The organism is Paraburkholderia sp. BR13439, from assembly GCF_040948805.1.
GTDB lineage: Bacteria > Pseudomonadota > Gammaproteobacteria > Burkholderiales > Burkholderiaceae > Paraburkholderia > Paraburkholderia youngii.
In genome coordinates this window covers 1-18,149 of the sequence record NZ_JBFPKN010000038.1, presented here as the reverse complement: position 1 = coordinate 18,149, position 18,149 = coordinate 1, and the positions used below count along the sequence as shown (strand labels likewise).

General features: G+C 61.0%; 15 protein-coding genes. 1 reads left to right on the top strand and 14 read right to left on the bottom strand.

The genetic code is table 11. The annotated features are described in order from the left end of the window. Positions 1-6: 6 nt before the first annotated feature. From traD to AB3X96_RS38865, 8 genes are read right to left on the bottom strand one after another with little or no spacing between them, the layout of a single operon-like run. Positions 7-1,878 (bottom strand): conjugative transfer system coupling protein TraD, encoded by a 1,872-nt coding sequence (gene traD, locus AB3X96_RS38900; protein ID WP_368593955.1) that lies wholly within the window; start codon positions 1,876-1,878, stop codon positions 7-9. Then, a complete protein-coding gene (locus tag AB3X96_RS38895; protein WP_368593935.1) occupies positions 1,878-3,209 on the bottom strand; it encodes a TraI domain-containing protein in 1,332 nt (443 codons plus the stop codon). Before AB3X96_RS38895 ends, traD begins: the two co-directional genes overlap by 1 nt. After that, a complete protein-coding gene (locus AB3X96_RS38890) occupies positions 3,206-4,225 on the bottom strand; it encodes a type IV secretion system protein (protein ID WP_152854565.1) in 1,020 nt (339 codons plus the stop codon). Before AB3X96_RS38890 ends, AB3X96_RS38895 begins: the two co-directional genes overlap by 4 nt. Before the next feature lie 17 nt (positions 4,226-4,242). After that, entirely contained in the window at positions 4,243-4,977 is a 735-nt protein-coding gene (locus AB3X96_RS38885; RefSeq protein WP_152854566.1) for a type VI secretion protein, read from the bottom strand. A gap of 11 nt (positions 4,978-4,988) precedes the next feature. Then, positions 4,989-7,448: a VirB4 family type IV secretion system protein gene (locus AB3X96_RS38880; protein WP_368593934.1), complete on the bottom strand. Its 2,460-nt coding sequence runs from the start codon at positions 7,446-7,448 to the stop codon at positions 4,989-4,991. Continuing rightward, positions 7,442-7,753, bottom strand: coding sequence for a VirB3 family type IV secretion system protein (locus tag AB3X96_RS38875; protein WP_368593933.1), 312 nt, complete (start codon positions 7,751-7,753; stop codon positions 7,442-7,444). The genes AB3X96_RS38880 and AB3X96_RS38875 overlap by 7 nt, the downstream gene beginning before the upstream one ends. Further along, entirely contained in the window at positions 7,746-8,123 is a 378-nt protein-coding gene (locus AB3X96_RS38870; protein ID WP_368593932.1) for a TrbC/VirB2 family protein, read from the bottom strand. Before AB3X96_RS38870 ends, AB3X96_RS38875 begins: the two co-directional genes overlap by 8 nt. 20 nt (positions 8,124-8,143) lie before the next feature. Beyond that, the gene (locus AB3X96_RS38865) at positions 8,144-9,193 is read right to left on the bottom strand and encodes a CpaF family protein (protein ID WP_368593931.1); all 1,050 of its coding nucleotides are present in this window, start codon (positions 9,191-9,193) and stop codon (positions 8,144-8,146) included. Positions 9,194-9,441: 248 nt separating this feature from the next. On the opposite strand from AB3X96_RS38865, the gene AB3X96_RS38860 reads away from it, so the two are divergent. Beyond that, positions 9,442-9,906: a hypothetical protein gene (locus AB3X96_RS38860; RefSeq protein WP_152854571.1), complete on the top strand. Its 465-nt coding sequence runs from the start codon at positions 9,442-9,444 to the stop codon at positions 9,904-9,906. Between the two features lie 444 nt (positions 9,907-10,350). Here AB3X96_RS38860 and AB3X96_RS38855 read toward each other — a convergent pair whose 3' ends face one another. The 6 genes from AB3X96_RS38855 to AB3X96_RS38830 form a co-directional block, all read right to left on the bottom strand. Beyond that, on the bottom strand, positions 10,351-11,622 hold the full coding sequence (locus AB3X96_RS38855) for a VWA-like domain-containing protein (protein WP_368593930.1): 1,272 nt from the start codon (positions 11,620-11,622) through the stop codon (positions 10,351-10,353). Positions 11,623-11,629: 7 nt separating this feature from the next. Then, positions 11,630-12,580: a hypothetical protein gene (locus AB3X96_RS38850; protein ID WP_368593929.1), complete on the bottom strand. Its 951-nt coding sequence runs from the start codon at positions 12,578-12,580 to the stop codon at positions 11,630-11,632. 108 nt (positions 12,581-12,688) lie between these two features. After that, entirely contained in the window at positions 12,689-13,708 is a 1,020-nt protein-coding gene (locus tag AB3X96_RS38845) for an ATP-binding protein (RefSeq protein WP_368593928.1), read from the bottom strand. A 347-nt stretch (positions 13,709-14,055) separates the two neighbouring features. Beyond that, positions 14,056-14,514, bottom strand: coding sequence for a hypothetical protein (locus tag AB3X96_RS38840; protein WP_368593927.1), 459 nt, complete (start codon positions 14,512-14,514; stop codon positions 14,056-14,058). A 9-nt stretch (positions 14,515-14,523) separates the two neighbouring features. Further along, the gene (locus AB3X96_RS38835) at positions 14,524-16,173 is read right to left on the bottom strand and encodes a hypothetical protein (protein ID WP_368593926.1); all 1,650 of its coding nucleotides are present in this window, start codon (positions 16,171-16,173) and stop codon (positions 14,524-14,526) included. Between the two features lie 556 nt (positions 16,174-16,729). Beyond that, positions 16,730-17,899: an IS91 family transposase gene (locus tag AB3X96_RS38830; RefSeq protein ID WP_368593925.1), complete on the bottom strand. Its 1,170-nt coding sequence runs from the start codon at positions 17,897-17,899 to the stop codon at positions 16,730-16,732. Positions 17,900-18,149 lie beyond the last annotated feature (250 nt).

Sequence of the window (18,149 nt, the reverse complement as noted above, 5' to 3'; positions counted from 1 at the left end):
AGGTTTTCAGCCTTGAAGGATTGGAATACGGCCCTGATACACGGCGGCGCCCGAGATGCGCATGAAATATTGCAGGTTGGGCAGACTGTGAATCAGGCGGATTGGGATCAGCGGCGCTTTCTCCAGTTGAAGAGAACGTGAAACGCCACCGGTAAATTCGCCGATATGCGCCTCGGTTCCTGTACTCGTACTGCCAGTGATCGTGATATTGCGGATCGCAGTCTCTCCGACCTTATCCGAGAACCACTGTGCTGTATCTGTATCCTCCAATCTAAGGATTATCTGGTTGTTCAGGTTGCCCAAAACCTGCAGCATTTTCGCGGCGTTTCCAAGTTTGGCCTCGAGGTCTGCGCGCGTCTGGAATGCGACAAACGCCTTGAAACCGGCGCCTCGTCCCTTGTTGAGGATCTGAATGACCTGTTCGTTGATCGCCTCGGCCACCTCGTCGATGATCAGTACCACGTCTGGCGGCGTCTCGTAGAAGTTGTAGATCGAGCCGCAGACAGCTGAAACGTCAGCCAGCAACATCGACGCGATCGCTTTTGCGACAATGCTGTTTGACAGGGAATCGAGGCCGATATGCAGTATCGCCTTCTGGCGGATTACCTTCTCAATGGTCCAGACCTCTCGCTCGTCGTCAAAATCGTCGACCTTCGGCGCGAGCATGAGACCCGTCTCACCGGTTGCGAGCATCTGCAGCAATGGAAGGGCCGATGCGATGATGCGCATGTAGTGCTCGCGATCGTGCGTGTGTGTGGCAATTAGCCCGTCGATCGCTTCATGACCACGCTCCTGCGATGCGAACCTCGCGTTGTACAACGCGATCATTCCGTCGACCAGCGTCGCCGCGTTGTTGCGCTGGCCCTGGCGCGTCGTTTCTGTCGCGACCTGCTGCTCCCAGTCTGTCAGCCTGTTTTCCGCGAAGAACCGGCGCAGCGCCTTTTCCAGAAGCGTCGCAATGCCAGACTGTGCATACTTCAGGATCGAGCGCAGATTGGGCTTGTCCCCGATGTAAAGCTCCCCATTGACCGACCGGCTGATGAACAGGTACGCAAAGTCACGGAATGGCCCCTCTTCCATTAACTGCGCAATGCGGCTGGGAATTTCGGACGGCTGCGACCAACTATCTAGCGGCTCCAGACGCACGGACTCTGACGGCTTGGCCTGATTGAAGTAGAGAAATTTCCGGCCGGTCCTGGCCGCTTCGCGTTCGGCGCGCAGCTTCCAGTCCTTATCGTTTTTCGGGTCCACGTTAATGAGCACGTCGCCCAGATGGATGACCTGCGTCGAGATCACCTCATAGGTACGCGTCTTACCCGAGCCGGTCGTGCCGCCGACGGCGGTGTGGCCACCCATCGACTTGTAGTGGAAAGGGACGAGAGCCTTCTTTGGCTCAAGCCCGTGGATCCACGATGCACCCTGAGGCATCCGGTCGCGAACACTGTCCTTTGGTGCAAAGATGCTTTCAATCGCCTCCTCAATCTTTCGCCCGGTCTTCGTCCTGTTCAACCATTTCGGCAACCCCGGAATGTCAGTCGTCGGCATGCGCAGGATGTCGTGTGCAATCTGGCAATGCTTCTGCGTCCATTCGAACCCGATGCCCAGGTACATCGAGTTCGCCTCCTCTTTCATGCGCTGCTGGATCTGCAACAGCCTGGGGATCGGAAGGGTCGTGAGCCACTTCGTTGAAATGGCCATCCGGAACTTCAATGCGCGCCAGATCTGGAATGAGCGCACGGCAAGGAAAGCGAGTGCAACAAGGCCAAATACCCACGAGTGGGGCATGCCCGATAGAGGCAGTAGGACAATCGCCGCGAGCCAGAAAGCGGCTGCACGCAACTCATAGATCGGCCTGAAATGATTGATAAAAGGAGTGATCATGCGGGTGGATCGAGAATGAGTTGGCCCGCGCGCGGGGTGAGAGTGATCTGGCTGGCTTCATCGGCAACCATCAGGCCGCGCTTGCGCATATGTTCAACGAGCGTGCTGCTGCTTACGCCATAACCCCCGACTAGACGCTTCTGGAGCACCAGTCCCTTGTCGTTCCACTGGACGGACGCAATTCCTGTGGCAACGTCCTCGCGCAGCGCCTGAAACAGTTCGCGCACGAGATTCGGTACGCCCTTGAGCACTTCCTCGAACGCCGCGGGCGGCTCCGATTCGCGACGTACCGGGGCTGGCTGGGCCGCGGCCTTCATTGTTGACGGATCGATTGCGGCAGACGGTGGCGCGACGCCGGAGGCTTCGATCGGGCTCGCGCAGCTCAACACCTCATGCGACGTTTGCGACGACGGGCCGACGCTGTCGGCAGGAACGGTCGGCGATTGCGGATGCGCCTGCGGCGCTCTCGCCGGCGGCACCGGAGCATCAATAGGAGCGACCACGGGTTGCGGCGACGACGCTCCCGCCGACGGCCCGGCAGGTGACACGGATTGCACCGGAGCGGGCGCGGGAACGACCACGGGCTCCAGCTCGGCCGCTACATGCACGGCAGACGGTACGTCGAATTGGACGGGCGCGAATACCGCGCGTTGCGCCTTGCGATCGAATTCGTCAGAAGTGGCGACCCCCTGACGAACCACCTTATGCAGCAGCGACTCGGCCCCGAGGGGTTGCATGCTCGGATTGATTGCGCCGAACAGATCGGAAAGCACCTCGCCATCGAGCCCGGCCAGTAGCTCGGAACCCACGAGAACCTGTGCCAGCATCCCTGTGCGCATACGCTCAACGGGCAACGGCTGTTCCCGACGGCAGATGCGATAGTCGGAACCGGCGAGCCATGGGCTCGCCGCACCGTTCACCGACGGATTCCACGCCTGCCGATCCCTGTCGCGCTCGATGATGAAATGCCGGTAGGGCTCGTCCAGCCGGGAACACACTGCGGCGAGAAACACCGCGTAATTGTATTGCGGCTCGATGCGGCGGCGCCTCTCCGAGGGCAGGCTGGTGCCGAATTTCTGTCCGCCAGCCAGCCGCATCGCATAGAAAGCAGTCTCAACGGTGCAACGGAAAGCCCCGCCTGGCTCCCTGTAGAGCTCGGGACTAAGCGGCAGCGAAGCAAACCACGCGGCGCACGACCGAAGGACGCTCATCCATCTGCGCTCGAAATCGGCCTTGCTGACTTCGTTGGCGCATTGCGCGATCAGGTCGACACGTCGTTGGTGCTGGGTGAGTAGCGCTTCGCTCTCCATGGATGCGTGCAGCGTCATACAAGACCCCCAGTCGCCGTTTTCGCAATCTTTCCGATGATTGCGCCGCTGGCGTTCGCGCCCCCACCAAACATGCCGGCAATTTTCGGGATCTCGAATGAAACGAGGAATACGAAAAAGGCGAGATCGAACACCTGCGCGGCGGCGCCGGCTGTCGTGAGGCCTAGCTGAGCAGCGTCCTGCACAGCGTTGACCATATTGTGTGTCACGAGCCGCATCAGGATCGCCGCCACGACGATATACATGCCCGCGCTGACCATGTAATCGAGCCAGCTTTTGAAATAGCCGCGAGTGAATGAGGAAAAGCCAAGCGCGAACGCGATCTGGCCCATCACAACGCCCGCGGCGAACTGTAGTTGCCCGATGTTGATAAAGAACACAAAGATTATGGACGTGACAGACAGGAGTGCCCATGCGAAGAACAGCGGAATCGTTGCGATAACGACATCGGGGATCATCGTTAGTTTGAAGCCGATCCCCGACCATGCCTGAACGGCCGAATCGAAGACCTGTCCGGCCGCACTGCCCATAATGCTGAGTGCGCTCGTCATGTTTGCGCCGCCGATGTCATTCGCCATGGAGACGAACCACTTGTAGAAGTTCGGTGCCCAGCTTGCGAAACCCACATAAATGGACGCGAAGATGCCAAGGATGCCGAGTTCTTCGAAAAGCGCGACCCACGCCATTACAGGGTCTTTCGTCGCACCGAAGCGCACTGCCGCGAGAACGATTGTGATCACCGCGAGCCCGCTGGCGAACTTGTCGGATTCTTGCTGGATACTCTGGGAGGCGCTAACCGCGGTGTCCATGATCGAGGAAAACATCGCGGTGATCTTGTCGATCGCACGCGCATTTCCGGCCGCCGTCTCTCCCTGACTCACATAGGGGTTCGCGGCCGTCCCACTGGCTGACACCGGCGCCGACGCCGACGCATCCGCTAATGCCGGCGACGTGTTGAGTGTCAGCAAAGCGAGCAGCCAGGCAATGGCCATGTGTTTGAGATTGCGCAGCGTCATCTTGATCCCGCACTCCCCTAGTTGCCGTACGCCGCGCGCTCAGCCGCCTGCTGGTCAAGAAAAGCCTTGGCGTTATCCGATCGGGCTTTTGCTTCTGCGTTGTCCGCCGATTGCTGCTGCGCGTCTTTCTGCGTCTTGTTCGCCGTCATTTGCAGCATGTCGCTCAACTGGCTCGAGACGATGTCGAGATAATGAGTCGTCAACTCCGCCGTTGCCTGCGCCGTCGGCGTGAGCGACATCTGCGACTGCAAATCCTGACGCCGTTGCGCGAGCGCCTGGATGTGGCTAAGCACGTTGTTTCCGGTTTGCATCAGTTGCGTCGCCTGGCTGTCTCGCTGGGAGTAGAGCGTGCCCATGTCGGCAAACCATTGCTCATTCGACTTGCCCGATCGGGAGATCATGGTCTGGACGTGCGATAGCCACTGGTTGCCATTCTGCAGGTCACCGTAAAGACTGGTCGCGTTCTCGGCTAGTTGCTTGTACTTCGAAATGTCGCCGGTGATTTGATCGTATTGGGCCTTCATCGCTGTCGGGTCCAGATTGGTTGCCTGGAGAAGCTGATTGGCCATCATCTGATACTGGTAGACGATGTTTGTGTCCTCATAGACCTCTGTCTTCACGGCTTTAAGTGCGGTGGTCGTGTTCTGGATGAGGTTCGACGGGTCGATCACCGTCATCATTGCGTATGCTGGTTGGGAGAGGCAAAGTGTGATGCCCGTTGTCAGCGCCAGGCTCGCGAGAATCTTCTTCATGCTGGTTTTCCTCAATCGAGTGTCATCATTTCGGCTAGATACCCATCTCGCCAATTCAGATCGCCGGACCTGAAATGTCTGTCCAGCACAGCCTGAGCGCGGCCGTCCGAGCGCAATACCGCGAGCGTTTCTTTCGGGAAGCTCGCCTGTAGCATGCGGGTCTGATCTGGTGTCACCCACAGGTAGTCGCGATTGGGCGCGGCATCCACGATCATCTGGATCTGGTCCAGCGTGAGGCCGAACTTGTCGCGATACAGGTGCAGGTTGTTTTTCGCGTCTGGGTTAGGCAGGTAGATGATGTTCGGGATGTTTTCCTTGAGCACCTCGAAGTCCGCAATACGGGCGACCTGGGCAAGGGATTGCGTCGCCATCATCAGCGTGGCGTTTAGCTTCCGGATGGTCACGGCCCAGATTTCCAGCCGCTTATAGAAGCGTTCGTTCTGGAAAAAGAACCCCACTTCCTCGACCTCGATCACGGTGTAGCGCTTGCCGTCCAGCCACTGTGCGATGCGGTAGAAGGCGTAGTCCATGAAGAGCGCCGCAGCGACCGGAAAGTTGTTGAACAGATCGCCCATCTCGATGGAGAGGTCATCGGACAGCGTGAATGCGTCCTCGACGTGATCGAAAAACCGGCCGTTCTTTTCGCCTTTCGTCCACACGGCCAGCCGCTCGCGCAACTCGATCGATAACATCGTGTTCAGATAGGACAAGGTCCATCGCTCAGGACCGTAACCGTCGCCCAGCGTGCTGACCGCTTCGAAAATCTCCCGCTCCTGGTTCTTGTTGCAGCGGAAGGTGTCGTCCTCGATGGCCATCTGCACCCATTCGGCGACGTAGGGGTAATGCTGTTTGTCGCACAGAAGGGACAGCGGATTGACGGAGGTCGCCGCTTCGAAGCGGCCTGTTGCGTCGATAAAGCGCCCGCCTGCGAGTACCGTCGGGATGCGCGTTGATCTGTCCTTGTCGAAGCGCACGCGTCGGGCGCCGTGACGCCCCGTCTGCGACATGAGGAAGTTGAGCATGATCGACTTGCCCATGCCGATCGGGCCCAGCACAAGGAGGTGCGAGGCACCCCCCGGACGGTGCAGGTTCACACGCTGCAGCGTCTTATGCCGCGTGGGAAGCATGGTCAGCGGACCGGTCTTCTGGCCCGACTGCTGCGTCAGCCACGCATTGACAGTGCTGCCTTCGGCCACGCTGCGCACAGGGGCAATGTCGGAGACGGCCGGTGTCTCGACGAATTGCAGGCGCTTCTGCTTGTCCCACCGGCCCGGCAGCGTCGTGTTCCACGCGGCCGCCAGGTTATCTTTTTCCAGCACGACACCGAATCCGGCGTTGCCGATGCGGCCGACCACTTCGCGCGTGGCGTCGTCACACTCTTCGACGGTGTCGCCGTACACGATTACAGAAATGTTGGCGAAGCCGTACTGCTGCCCCTTTGCTGTAATCTTCGCTAGCGCGTCCTCGGCCTCCTCCGCGAGCATCATCCGACCTTTGTCGTTCTTCTGCTCTTCCTTGGAGAAATAGGCCTTGATGATCGCCATAGGATTGAACACCGCGATCTTGTAGAAGCTGCGGATCTTGTCAATCCATTGCTTCGCCTTGGTGGCATCGAGAAAGCGGAACATCACGCAGATGTCGAGTTCCGCGTCGACTTCCGAAAGCACATCGAGTGCGGCCTCCTGAAAGCCCATCCATTCCTTGACAGCGACTATCTTGGCGAACCGCACGCCGTGCGCCGACTCGAACATCAGGTGCTCGGCGCCATAGGTAACCGTGCTTTCCGTGAGGTGGGTATCGAGCATCGTGACGGGGTAGCGCACACGTCGCGGCGGCACGGACGGATTGGCTGTCTGATGCAGATAGGCCAACGAGTGCTGCAGTTCGAGACGCTTTGCCTTCAGACGCGTCACACCCCCCTTGAACGCGTCGAGAATCGATTCGAAGCGCTTGATGTCCGATGTCATGCGCTCAAGGTCGAAAACGAAGGCGCTACGAGCGAGGAACGTGTCCTTCGCGGTCTCGATCAGAGCGGACAGCATCGACTTCCCGCCGACCGTCATGTGATAGGCGACCTTCTCGAATACCTTGTTGATGCCTGTTTCCGGGGTGTAGGCGAGCGAGAGTGAGTGGGTGTTGCGGAAGTACTTCCCGCTGCTCACATGGCTACGGTTGATCCGGTCGACGTATGCGTCGATGTCCGCTGCGAAATCTCCGTCGATAGTCCCTTGCACGCGACGGTGGGAGAGCCGCCACCATGCAGTAATGCGGTGATCGAAATTCTTGCACGCATTGTCGAGGTTGTTGCGCACCGACGATATGTCGTCGGCGTTAGGTGAATCGGCATCAACCCCTTCAAACGTGTAACAGGTCAGCAGCGACCCGTCCTTGTCGAGGACTAGTTCCGGCGTGACCATCGTCGCCCATGGCGCGATCTCCTGCACCGGCCGGCGCACAATTCGTTTCAGCATGGCAGGTCCTGGTCAAAACCATACGGCCGCTTGAACCGGGCCGAGAATTTCGCGGACGGAAGCGGCTCGTGGATGTCGGGATAGTGGTTGTAGACGAGCATGACGTCGCGCCACCACGGGTCGCGGCTGCTCTTCCAGCGCAGCACCCAATGGATGATGAATCCCACCGGCAGGAACGCGAAGGTCATGCTCGTATAGCAAAGCAGCAGCGTTAGTGTGCCGTTCGCGATCGCGAGGCCACGGTCGGCACCGCCCATCTGCCGGGGAAGCGACAGGCCGCGACTGACTTTCGTTGGCTCACGCACAGGTATAGCTAACGCCCATGTGGTTCTTGACGATGTTCACCGCGCAGGCGGCGAGACCTAGCCCGACGAACACCGAAGAGATGATCTTGCCGATGGTGCTTTCCGAGTTCGCGATCGCGACGGCGCCGACGATGATCAGGACGATGCCGATCCCATACAGCCACGGGCCGCTGATATATGCCTGGATCAGACAGATCAGATCGGTTGCCGCGCCCAGATCGCTCAGGCTCACGGCCGAAGCGAATGGCGCGAAGAAAGCGAGGCTCGCCGCGACGATGGTCGAGCGGATCTCTCGTCGGCTCAGAAAGCGTTGGTATGCGGTGATCGATAGTGTTCGCAGGCGCGATGACACGGAATTGAGGGACTTCATATTGAACATACTCCTTATTGTTAGAAGACGCGGTTGAGGACATAGTCCCCGTCCTTGAACCCCTTGATCTCGACGATCTCGGAAACGTGGCGCAACTCGCCGGTGCGGCGCAGATGGATGACGAAATGAAAGCAATCGGCAATGGCCTTGCGCATGTCGACAAGGTCCCAACGACTGCCAGGAGGAATGCCCAACATCGCGAGGCTTTCCAGACGGCTCAAACCGCCCCGTGCATCATTGGAGTGAATTGAACCCAAGCCGCCATCGTGGCCGGTGCTCAGTGCCTGGATGAAGTCAAATGCTTCACCGCCGCGTACTTCGCCAACGATGATCCGGTCGGGACGAAAGCGCAGACACAGCGCGACGAGCGACTGTGTGGTGACGCCCTTGTCCGGGTTCGACAGGAACCGCACGAGATTTGGCACGCGCAGCTTCAGCTCCATCGTGTCCTCGATGGTGATGACCCGCTGGTCTTGCGGCACCTGTGCAGCCAGTGCGTTGACGAATGTGGTTTTCCCGGTGGACGTTCCGCCCGCCACAAGCACGTTCTTGCGGCGAATGATCAGTTCGCGCACGGCTGCCATCAGGCCTTCATTCTCGATACCGGGATAAAAGAGCTCATCGTCGTTGTGCTCATGCCGCGCATTCACGCGCGAAAACGCACCCATTGCGACGTAGTCGGTGAGACTGAGATGCCTGTCGCTGTGCTTTCGGATCGACATCGCATGTCCGTCGATCGCCGTGGGCCGCATGACTGCCGCGATACGCAGACCTTTGTGGCCAGCGTTAATGATGCCCTGTGCAGTGCCGGCCTTCGCGGACTTTTCGACGGATGCGGCGAGCGAAAGGATCGCACCGTTTAAAGTCGCCTGATTCAGCGTGAGCTCAAGGCGATGCATTTCCCCGCGTCGCTCGATCCACACATTGTCGAAGTTATTCACCATGATTTCGGCGACGTCGCGTGCTTCGAAGTATTCCCGCAGCGGTTCGACGGATGCAAAGAACATCTGCACCGCACTCTCTTCGAGCGGGCGCACCTTGAGCAGGGGATTTTCGGCAGCTTCGGACATGCTGCTATTTTTCAGGGCTGGCCAACCTGGAGCAGAGCGAAAGAACGATCAAATCGATGAGCTTTTACCGATATGTCGGGCACAGGACAGATTGAATATGGAGTGCGACGCAACGATCGCGCAATCCGTAGACTGAGCCGGCTCAGACGCCTAACCTGAAATGGCGCAGTAAAACCTCTAGCTTTTCGGGTAAGCCGCGCTTCGAAGTGTGTTGTACGATTCGCCCCTCGACACTCGTTGAAAAGACCATGGCCCGAACGATCCCGTTTGCACGAACCGCAGCAGCTGCACGTGCACGTCGAAACAGGACCCTCCTCTTGCCGATGCCCCGCGCCGAGGTCGACCGTCTTTGTCTGCAGGTTCACATCGCGCTCGACGTCATGCGGCGCGAACGCGGCAACGCAGGCGCGGCGCAGACGCTTTGCCAGGCCATGATACTCACAGGATTCCTGGCAGAGGCAGGTTACGGCGAAGCGACCTTCGAGCAGATGCAGCACGCCGAGGAGGTGATCTCTTCGGCCTTCGATCGCGGTCGCGAATCTGGCGTGTGGTCACTGGACGAGACTGGCTTCCGGCAATTCGCGGCGATCGTCTCGACCTACGACAAACAATTGCGTCGCGCGCCGCTCTCGGCTGTCGCTGACGCAAGTGACCGACTCGAGCGGTTCCGTGCCGGTGAGGCATTCGATCAGAGGGCGCGCAAGCGCGCGTAGGCGGGGGCTCCAGAGACTACGTTGTGGCCGGTACTTGTTCGCCGCAGCCACCAGCATTTTGATGCGAAAGGCAAAGAAATCCTCGGATCAATGCATAGTTCTGGCATCCAGTCCGGTTCCTGATTATCAAGAATTTTCCTCGCGCATTAATTCGATTATTGAGAGAATCTGGCGAATCGGTCCACGAATGGCTGTGGTTTATTTCTTATTTAGAAAAAGGTGTCTGAGCCGGCTCAGACGGCTTTCGACCGGTTTTCGCCAGCCTTCGGACGGGCAGCATGGCCCCAGAACACTGAAATCATTGGATAATTTTGGCTCCAGTCCATCCCGCGGGCCCTAAACGGTTGTGTGCAACGCGTGCAATCGGGCTTTGGCCTTCCCGGACGAAAAAAAGCCCGGCAAATCGCCGGGCTTGGGTTCAGAACACGTGGCAGACATCGCCCGTCAGCAGATCACTTCCATCATCTGGCCAAATGGGGCCTTCTTCGCGCGCCTGAGCGGCACGGTTGATGCCCACAGGACGGGATAGGACGGCTCATCGCTCGGAAACGCTCCATCCATGTCGGTGAGATAGACCAGAAACGTGGGTTGAATGCCTTCGTCGGCCAGCCGTTTGAACGGATCGACAAACGAAGTGCCTCCCCCGCCACGCACCGGTAGCAGTTCGACCGCGTCGCCGCGCTCGAAGATCTGCACCTGCTTTACACGCGTATCGCAATCCAGCACGATCAGCCGCCGCGGCCGCACAGTCTCATTCACAACGAGGATTTCCGCGTCGAACTGTGCCTGCGTCTCGTCAAACACCGAACCGCTGGAATCGCGCACGAACACCGCATCGCCAACCGCCGGTTCGTTGAGCGACGGCAGATATAGCCCCATGTGCAGATACCGGCGATTGGGCATCGCGAAAGTGTAGTCAGTCGGCGACGATTCCTGCGCAAAGCGTTGCAGGATCGCGCGCCAGTCAACCACAGGTTCCGCCGCCACCTGGACCATACCCTCCAGAGAGCCGCCCAGCCCGCCCCGCATCTTCGCCGCTTTCGCGGCCTGCAGGACGGCGACCTTCCAGTCAGCTTCCTTCTGCGCCTTGTCGTCCCCTCTGTATTGACGGACCTCGCCACAGGAGGGAGCAGCCTCGGGAGAAGTGCCGGACCCGGGTGTTGCGCACGGTGTGGTCGCGCCGTCCGCGGATTGCGGCGGGCTGTTGCCCCCGGGTGTGCTGCCTGGCTGTTGAGCTGACTGTGGAGTCGACTGCTCGCCAGGCTGCGCATCCGGTTTGCCACCATCCTTCTTACCGTTGCCCTGCTGCTTTTCCTTCTGCCGCTTCTCCTGCGCGAGGATGCCGTAAATCTCCTCGGCCGACTTGCCCTTGAAGCGGGCATCGACGAGCACGCCCTTTGGTAGCAGCATGCCTGCGTCGAGCACGATTGGATTGATCGCATAGTCACACGCGTCGTTCCAGAGTTTCGGATCGCGATCGCCCTGGCGCCAGCAGTGGCCGTTGGCCACGTGCAGAACCTCATGCGCCAGGACGCCGCGTGTCTCCAGATCGTTAAGGCCGCCGAGGTACGCCGGGTTGTAGCCCAGCGATTCCCCGTCGGTCCAGAACGTCCTGCACGACGGTTCTTCGACCACCTTCAGACGCAAAGCGAGTGCGCCGAAAAACGGCTGGTCGAGGACCAGCGCCGTGCGTTGCTTCGAGATGCGCGGGTCCATGGCCACCTCAGGCGACGAGTCGCAGAAGCGGCGTCGGCTCCGGCTGGACAACCTGCTCCAGCGGCGCGAACGTCGAAAGCTGATTCGCCACCGGCTCCGGTGCCCCACCCATGAACGCTGCCATCAGCCCCTCGATTTCCGAGGCCTTGGCCGCGACCTGCGAACGCAGCACGCTCGACTCCTTCAGATCCGCACCCGTGTGAACCGCGAGATGCGTCTTCGCCTGTTCGAGGATGTGGCTGAGCTTCGGATCGTTCGTGAAGTTCAGCTTCGGCAGCAGCTCGCACAGTTCGCGCACCTGGTTGGTGACGCCCAGGCGAACATCGGTGGCACCGTACAGCTTGTCGGCCAGCTTCGAGACGGCCTCGTACAGACGCCCGACCAGATCGTTGTTCGCCGTCGAGATCGAGGCAAGCACGTGCTGGTCGATTTCCGAACGAAGATCCGTCAGCACGTCGGCCGGCAGATCGACGCCAAACTGGCTCGCGTCAGGAAACGGCAGCACCGCGAGCTTGACTCCGAACTTCTCCGACATGCGGGCAAACGTGGGATAGTCCGACTCGTTGAACAGCCCGTTCAGTTCCGCCCGTGCCTGTTCCTTCAGATTCAGGTAGTCGGTCAGAAAGACGGAAACGGCGAGATCGAACTCATCCTTCATCTTGCGCATCTGGTCGGCGAAGCCCATGTAGATCGCCGTCGGCAGCAGACGCACGCCCAGCTGTTCGTACTTCAGCGAGTGGTCGTAGTGATAGCGGCGAATGCGATTGCCGATCGAAACCACCTCCTTGTAGCTCGGCGCATGCTCGGGCAGCAGGCGCTTGTTGAAGCGCCCGATGTCCTTGGCCTGGTGGTTTTTTTCGACTTCTTCGGTCGCTTTCACGTCGAAGCAGCGCGCCTGCCAGGCGGATACCGTGACGGCCGACAGCATGACGCGGGATTTCAGTTCAGTGATGTTCATGGAAAACTCCAGAATAGAAAGGGATTGGATTGAGCAGAAAGAAAAAAGCCACGGCGCGCGAGGCGGGCCGTGGCAGAACGAACAACGGATGAAGCAACAGGCAGCGGCTTACTCGCCGCGGATGATTTTTCCGATCTCGCCACCCTGCGCGCGGATGAACGCATGGGTGCTCGCCAGTTCGGGCTTGCGACGCACGGCGTCACGCGCGAGGAGCGCACCGAATTCACGGTGGCCTACGTCGATCAGCCGCTGGTTGTAGGTCAGCACCCGCTCGAAGTTTCCTTCGGTCGAGTGCGCTGCCAGCGCCGAACTGACCGCGTACAGCGCGGCCGGGGTCTCAGGGATCGGCGCCGTGTCCGGCGACAGGATGATGGCGTCCGGCGACGGCAGCTCGCGGTAGATGGCAAGAAAGCTCATCAGTTCGGTCGCTGCAGCCTCGCCCACCGAACCCGCGTAGGAGACCAGCTCGAGCGACTTCGGCACGATCGGCATCGTCTTCGCGACGAATCCCCATGTTCGGGGGCTCGGTGCGTTTTCGATATCGCGCGCGGTCTTCTTCACGGACAGCAGATCCGGCCGGAATCGCAGAAACGCGATCAGTTCGGCAGGAACACCGCTGCGCGCCGCCCAGTCCGTCCAGTCGGCGATCGAAGGCTCAAGCTCGGCCACCGTCGCAAAACGCGAGATGACGGGATCGAGAATGCCCGAGACACCCGCGTTGTCGTTGCGCCGGTTGGTGGCCGCAACGAACGTGACGCAGTCGGGCAGCGCGTGCTCGCCGATGCGGCGTGCCAGCAGCAGTTGCATCTTTGCCGCCTGCACTGCCGGTGATGCCTGGCCCAGATCGTCAAGGAACCAGAGCAGCGGCGTTGTCGCTCTCAATGCGCGCTCGAGATCCCCGAACGGCAGGAAGCGGGCGACGTTCCCGTCAGGGAATGGCAGGCCCTTCGAGTCCGTCGGGTCTTCAACGACGGGATGGCTGATGAGCAGGTCATGTCCGGTTTCCTGAGCCGCCTGAGCGACGATGTCGCTCTTGCCAATGCCCGGAGCCCCAGTGATAAGCACCGGAAGACGGGCCGGAATGTAGGTGATGAGCAGTTCGCGAAGTTGCGAGGCAGAGACTTTCATGGGGTACCTGAAAAGGAAAAGCCCCACGAAACAACGCCCCCGGGGGACGTGGTCCCTGAGGGGCGAGCTGGATGTGCCGCGGATGCGGCGCGTCGATGCGTCCTGGAGACGCGAAAAACGGTTGTGCCTTACGCCTGCGCGCCAGCCAGAGCGGCCAGTTGAGCTTCGGTAAGTCTCCGGCGGGTCGATGCGTCGTGGACGCGGGTAACAGAGCCCAGTATGCGCGGCCGCTGCGCGACGGTTTGCCCGAATGATGAGCAGATTGACCCCGCTTAGACTTCTCGCGTCAGGCCAGGACGAAAAAAAAGCCGGCGCATATGCGCCGGCTGTGGTTCAGGAAAATGCAGTCAGAGCAACGCTGTCTGCGCGGCCCGTGCTGCATCGATTCTCGCGATCATCGCCGCTTCCCGCTCGCGGTGCCGCCGGGACTTCTCCTCGCCCACGCCGTTGTGCTGCTCGATCACGTAGGCGAAACAGACAGGATTGGCCGGACCGCGCCACGCCTTCCAGACCTCCATGATCCGCGCGCGCACGTCGGCTGTGCATGCGAAGTACTCGCGAGGCAGGCGACGCCATTGCTGGGCGTACAGATCGCGCATGCGTTGCTCGCTCTGGTACAGCAGCCGTTCGCGCCGTTCCCGCTCTTCTTCAACCGAAAGCGCCTGGGGCACCTCGAGCTGATCGCTGAAGAGCGGGTAAGCACGGTCGATCTTTTCGCGAGCCCGATCCTGACGGCTCAGATGCAAGGCTTGCATCCGCGAAGTCCAGCGAAGGCCTTCCGCCTTCGGAGTACGATCGAATCGCATGTCCCCTCCTCAGGCTGCACGCCGTTCGAGTATCGCGCGGGCGTAATCCAGCGTGCCATCCTTTACCTGCAGACGACGCGCCTCGTTAAGCTCCGTGTTGACGAGCGCGTACTGTGTGCTCGCCCCCTTGCGCCAGTCCCGAATCTCCCGAAACCCCGATGCGATCGCGTCCTCGACATGCTGGGCGCCATCGATCACGACGCCGTCGCCGCGCTTATAGCGGGCATTCTGCGCGGCTTCCTTCGCACGCTGCGCATCCTGCTCCTTGCGCTCCGCCTGCTTGCGCGAAAGCTCGCTCGCTTCCCATGCGGCCTGTGCAGTCCCGTCGAGTCCGCACAGTTCGAAGATCGCACGACGTCGGGTCTTCCCGTTCAGGCCTCGCAACTTCAGGCCATGGAACTCGAGCACGACCTGCTTGCTGCTAGGGTTGTGATCGTCAGGCGTGTCGAGGATGTTCAGCAGACTTGCCACATCGCGCGACTCCAGTGCAACGGCGACACGGTTCGGCCACTCGAACGTCTCACGCCCGTGTGCGAGCAACGCCATCGAACGTTCCAGCGCGTGCCGACGCGCACTGAGCCGCCCCTGTGTGCGCTGCAAATCCGCATGGTCCAGCTTCTTCTCCCGGCGCCAGTCGGCGATCAGTTCACGACGCCGGGCCGCCAGCGCATTGACCGGCTGTCCGACCGATACCGGCTTGTCGAACATCTCCGGCAATGGGTCAACCTGCAGGAGCCCCGCCGCGAACAGCGCATCATCGACCTCGATGAAGTCCGGCGCATTGGATACGCCGGCGACAGCGTCCACCAGACCGTCGACCGTTTCTGTCGTGACCGGCTGTTTCGCTGCACGCATCACGGACACCAGCTGCTGCAGTTTCGCCGCCGGCAGCCGCCCGCGTAGCGTCGGAAGCTCCAGCAACGTCGACGCCCATTCCAGGTCGTAACGGAATGCCCTGTCCATCGCCCGGTATTCCGAGAGCACCGCTTCGGGAATTTGCTCGTTGCGCAGCAGCGCATAGGCGATGTGCACCTCATGTCGTCCGTTCGTCCTGCCTCCCGGCACACAAGGACCGCCGCTGGCAAAGCCGAAGCGTTCCATGGCCACGTCATTGAATAGCGACAGCAGGTTGAAGAACTGGCGCGCTTCACGTGCGGCCGATTTTTGCGCATCGATCTGGTCGGTCGATAGGAGCCGGGTTGGCGTGCGCGCAAGTTCGAAAATTACGAACAGCAGTTCCCAGTGCGACGCGCGGATCTGCCAGGGCTTCGGCTCAAGGCCATAGGTCGATAGCCACAGCGAACGGACTTCGTCGAATAGTGCCGCGAGGATTTCTGCGACCGTGCCGTCACGACGGATGCCGAGCGTGCCGTTGTATCGCGTCACGCGTACTGCGGCCGCACCGCCCTCCAGATTGATCAAAGTGGTCTCAGTTGCCTGGACCGCCTCGTTGGCGAACAGCGCGAACACCCCGGAGAGCGTCGGGGTCGTGAAGACCTGGCCGGGAATCGAGAGTTGGTACATGTTGGCTCCGCAAAAATGGAACGGGGCCAACACCCCATCAAGGGAGATTGGCCCCGTCCGGGATTGCAAAAAAAGTGAAGAAAATTGAATCAGTCGAGGTCGAGCATCCGCGAGACAACGGCGGCGATCGCCCACGCCTGCGTGCGCGAAAGCGTCTTAATGCGCAGGACCGGCTGGCTATTCCAGTGTCCAGCCTCGCCCAAGGGGACGAACTGAACAAAATCAATCTGGATGATCCAGCCTTCCGAGCTTCCGCGGGCAACCGATAGCGCCAGCCGTCGGCGCGCGGTCCCGCTGTCCGGCCAGTCTCGTGAAGCCGACAGGCCGTAGCAGTCTTCGTTCGTTTAGGTTTATTCGATGCCTGCCATCGGCCGCAGGAATGTGAATGCCTCTGCGCGTGTCGGCAGGCGTCGAATAAGCCCGATGGAGGAAACCGCGGAGTGCTCCGATGAGGTCGGAACTCGCCGCTATGGCGATTGATAGGTCAGGATGCCCAGCAGTGTCGGATGTGGTGTGGCCGGGCGGGATGCCGGGCGGGCGCTGACGCGGTAGCGAAGTGATATTGTCGTGCGATCGCGGTGGTGAAGCGGACGTCGGAGGCGCTTCGCGGAGTGCCAGGCGCAAACGTCCGCTCGTGGGCCGCGTTGCCGCGAAGCCGACGGTCGGTTCAGATACCGGGGAACCGTAGTGCTCATGTCTGACCCCGGCACCGCGGCGGTGCGCGGATCGGCGCGCTGCGCGCGAGGATGTCGATGACGATCATCGGTGCGCCGCAGTGACGGCAGATGAAGACGGGCCGGGTTGCGGTGATGGCCTCGTCCGGTGACGGGCTGATCCCGGGTGCGACGTGCAGCAGATCGCGCACCTTCGCGAGACTGGCGCGGCGCACCGGGTTGGCGAGCAGCCCGTAGTGACGGATCCGGTGGAAACCAGCGGGCAGCACATGAAGCAGGAAGCGGCGTATGAATTCGCCGGCCTCCAGCGTCATGGTCTTGTAGCGGGTGCGTCCCTTCGCGCGGTAGTCCTTCCAGCGGAACGTCACACCGCGCTCATCGAATGCGATGAGGCGCTGGTTGGAGATGGCCACGCGGTGCGTGTAGCGCGACAGGTACTCGAGCACCGCCTTCGGTCCGGCGAACGGGCGCTTGGCGTAGACCACCCATTCGCAGCTACGCAGCGGCGCAAGCCACCGGGCAAAGGTGGCGGGGTCCGCGAGCCCGGTGTACTCGCCGAAGAACTGCAGCTGGCCATGCCGGTGGGCCACTTCGAGCGCTTCGAGGAAGCGCCGGCGGAACAGGCGTGAGAGCACGCGCACGGGCAGGAAGAAGCCGGGCCGGCAGGCGATCCAGCGCTCGCCATCGGGCGAGAGTCCGCCGCCGGGGACGATGCCGTGCACGTGCGGATGATGCGTGAGTGCGGAGCCCCAGGTGTGCAGGACGAGCGTGGCGCCGATCCAGGCGCCGAGGTGCCGGGGATCGGCGGCGATCGTGCGCAGCGTGTCGGCGGCGATGTCGAGCAGCAGGCCGTAGATGATCCGCTTGTTGTACCAGGCGATCGCACTGATGGCGGCGGGCAGTGTGAAGACGACGTGGAAGTATTCGACGGGTAGCAGGTCGGCCTGGCGTGCCTCCAGCCAGCGATGTGCGGCGCTGGCCTGGCACTTCGGGCAATGCCGGTCCCGGCACGAGTTGAAGGACACCTCTGAGCTTGCGCAACCTGGACAACGCAGCACATGTCCGCCCAGTGCCGCCGTGCGGCACCGTTCGATGGCCGACATGACCTTCAGCTGCCCCGGGCTCAGGCGTGCCGTGGCCCGCCACGCTGGCCCGTGGCTGCGGAAGATGTCCGCAACCTCCAGCATGAGGCGCTACAACGCGGGCCTACTCCGAGGGCAGACGGTCCAGTGGACTGGTGACCTCGTGCAGCAGGTCGGTGGCCACCTGGACGTAGAGCGCGGTGTTCTCGAGCCTATTGACTGCAGTCAATAGAGCAGAGATTTTTTTGGTTGGCGATCGCGGCCACTGACGCGTGAACAGGCCGGTCGGGGCCGGTCCGCGATCGGTAATCAAAAAAATGTTTGTGCTAAACCGCTCCGCAGGCGTCGGCCTTTA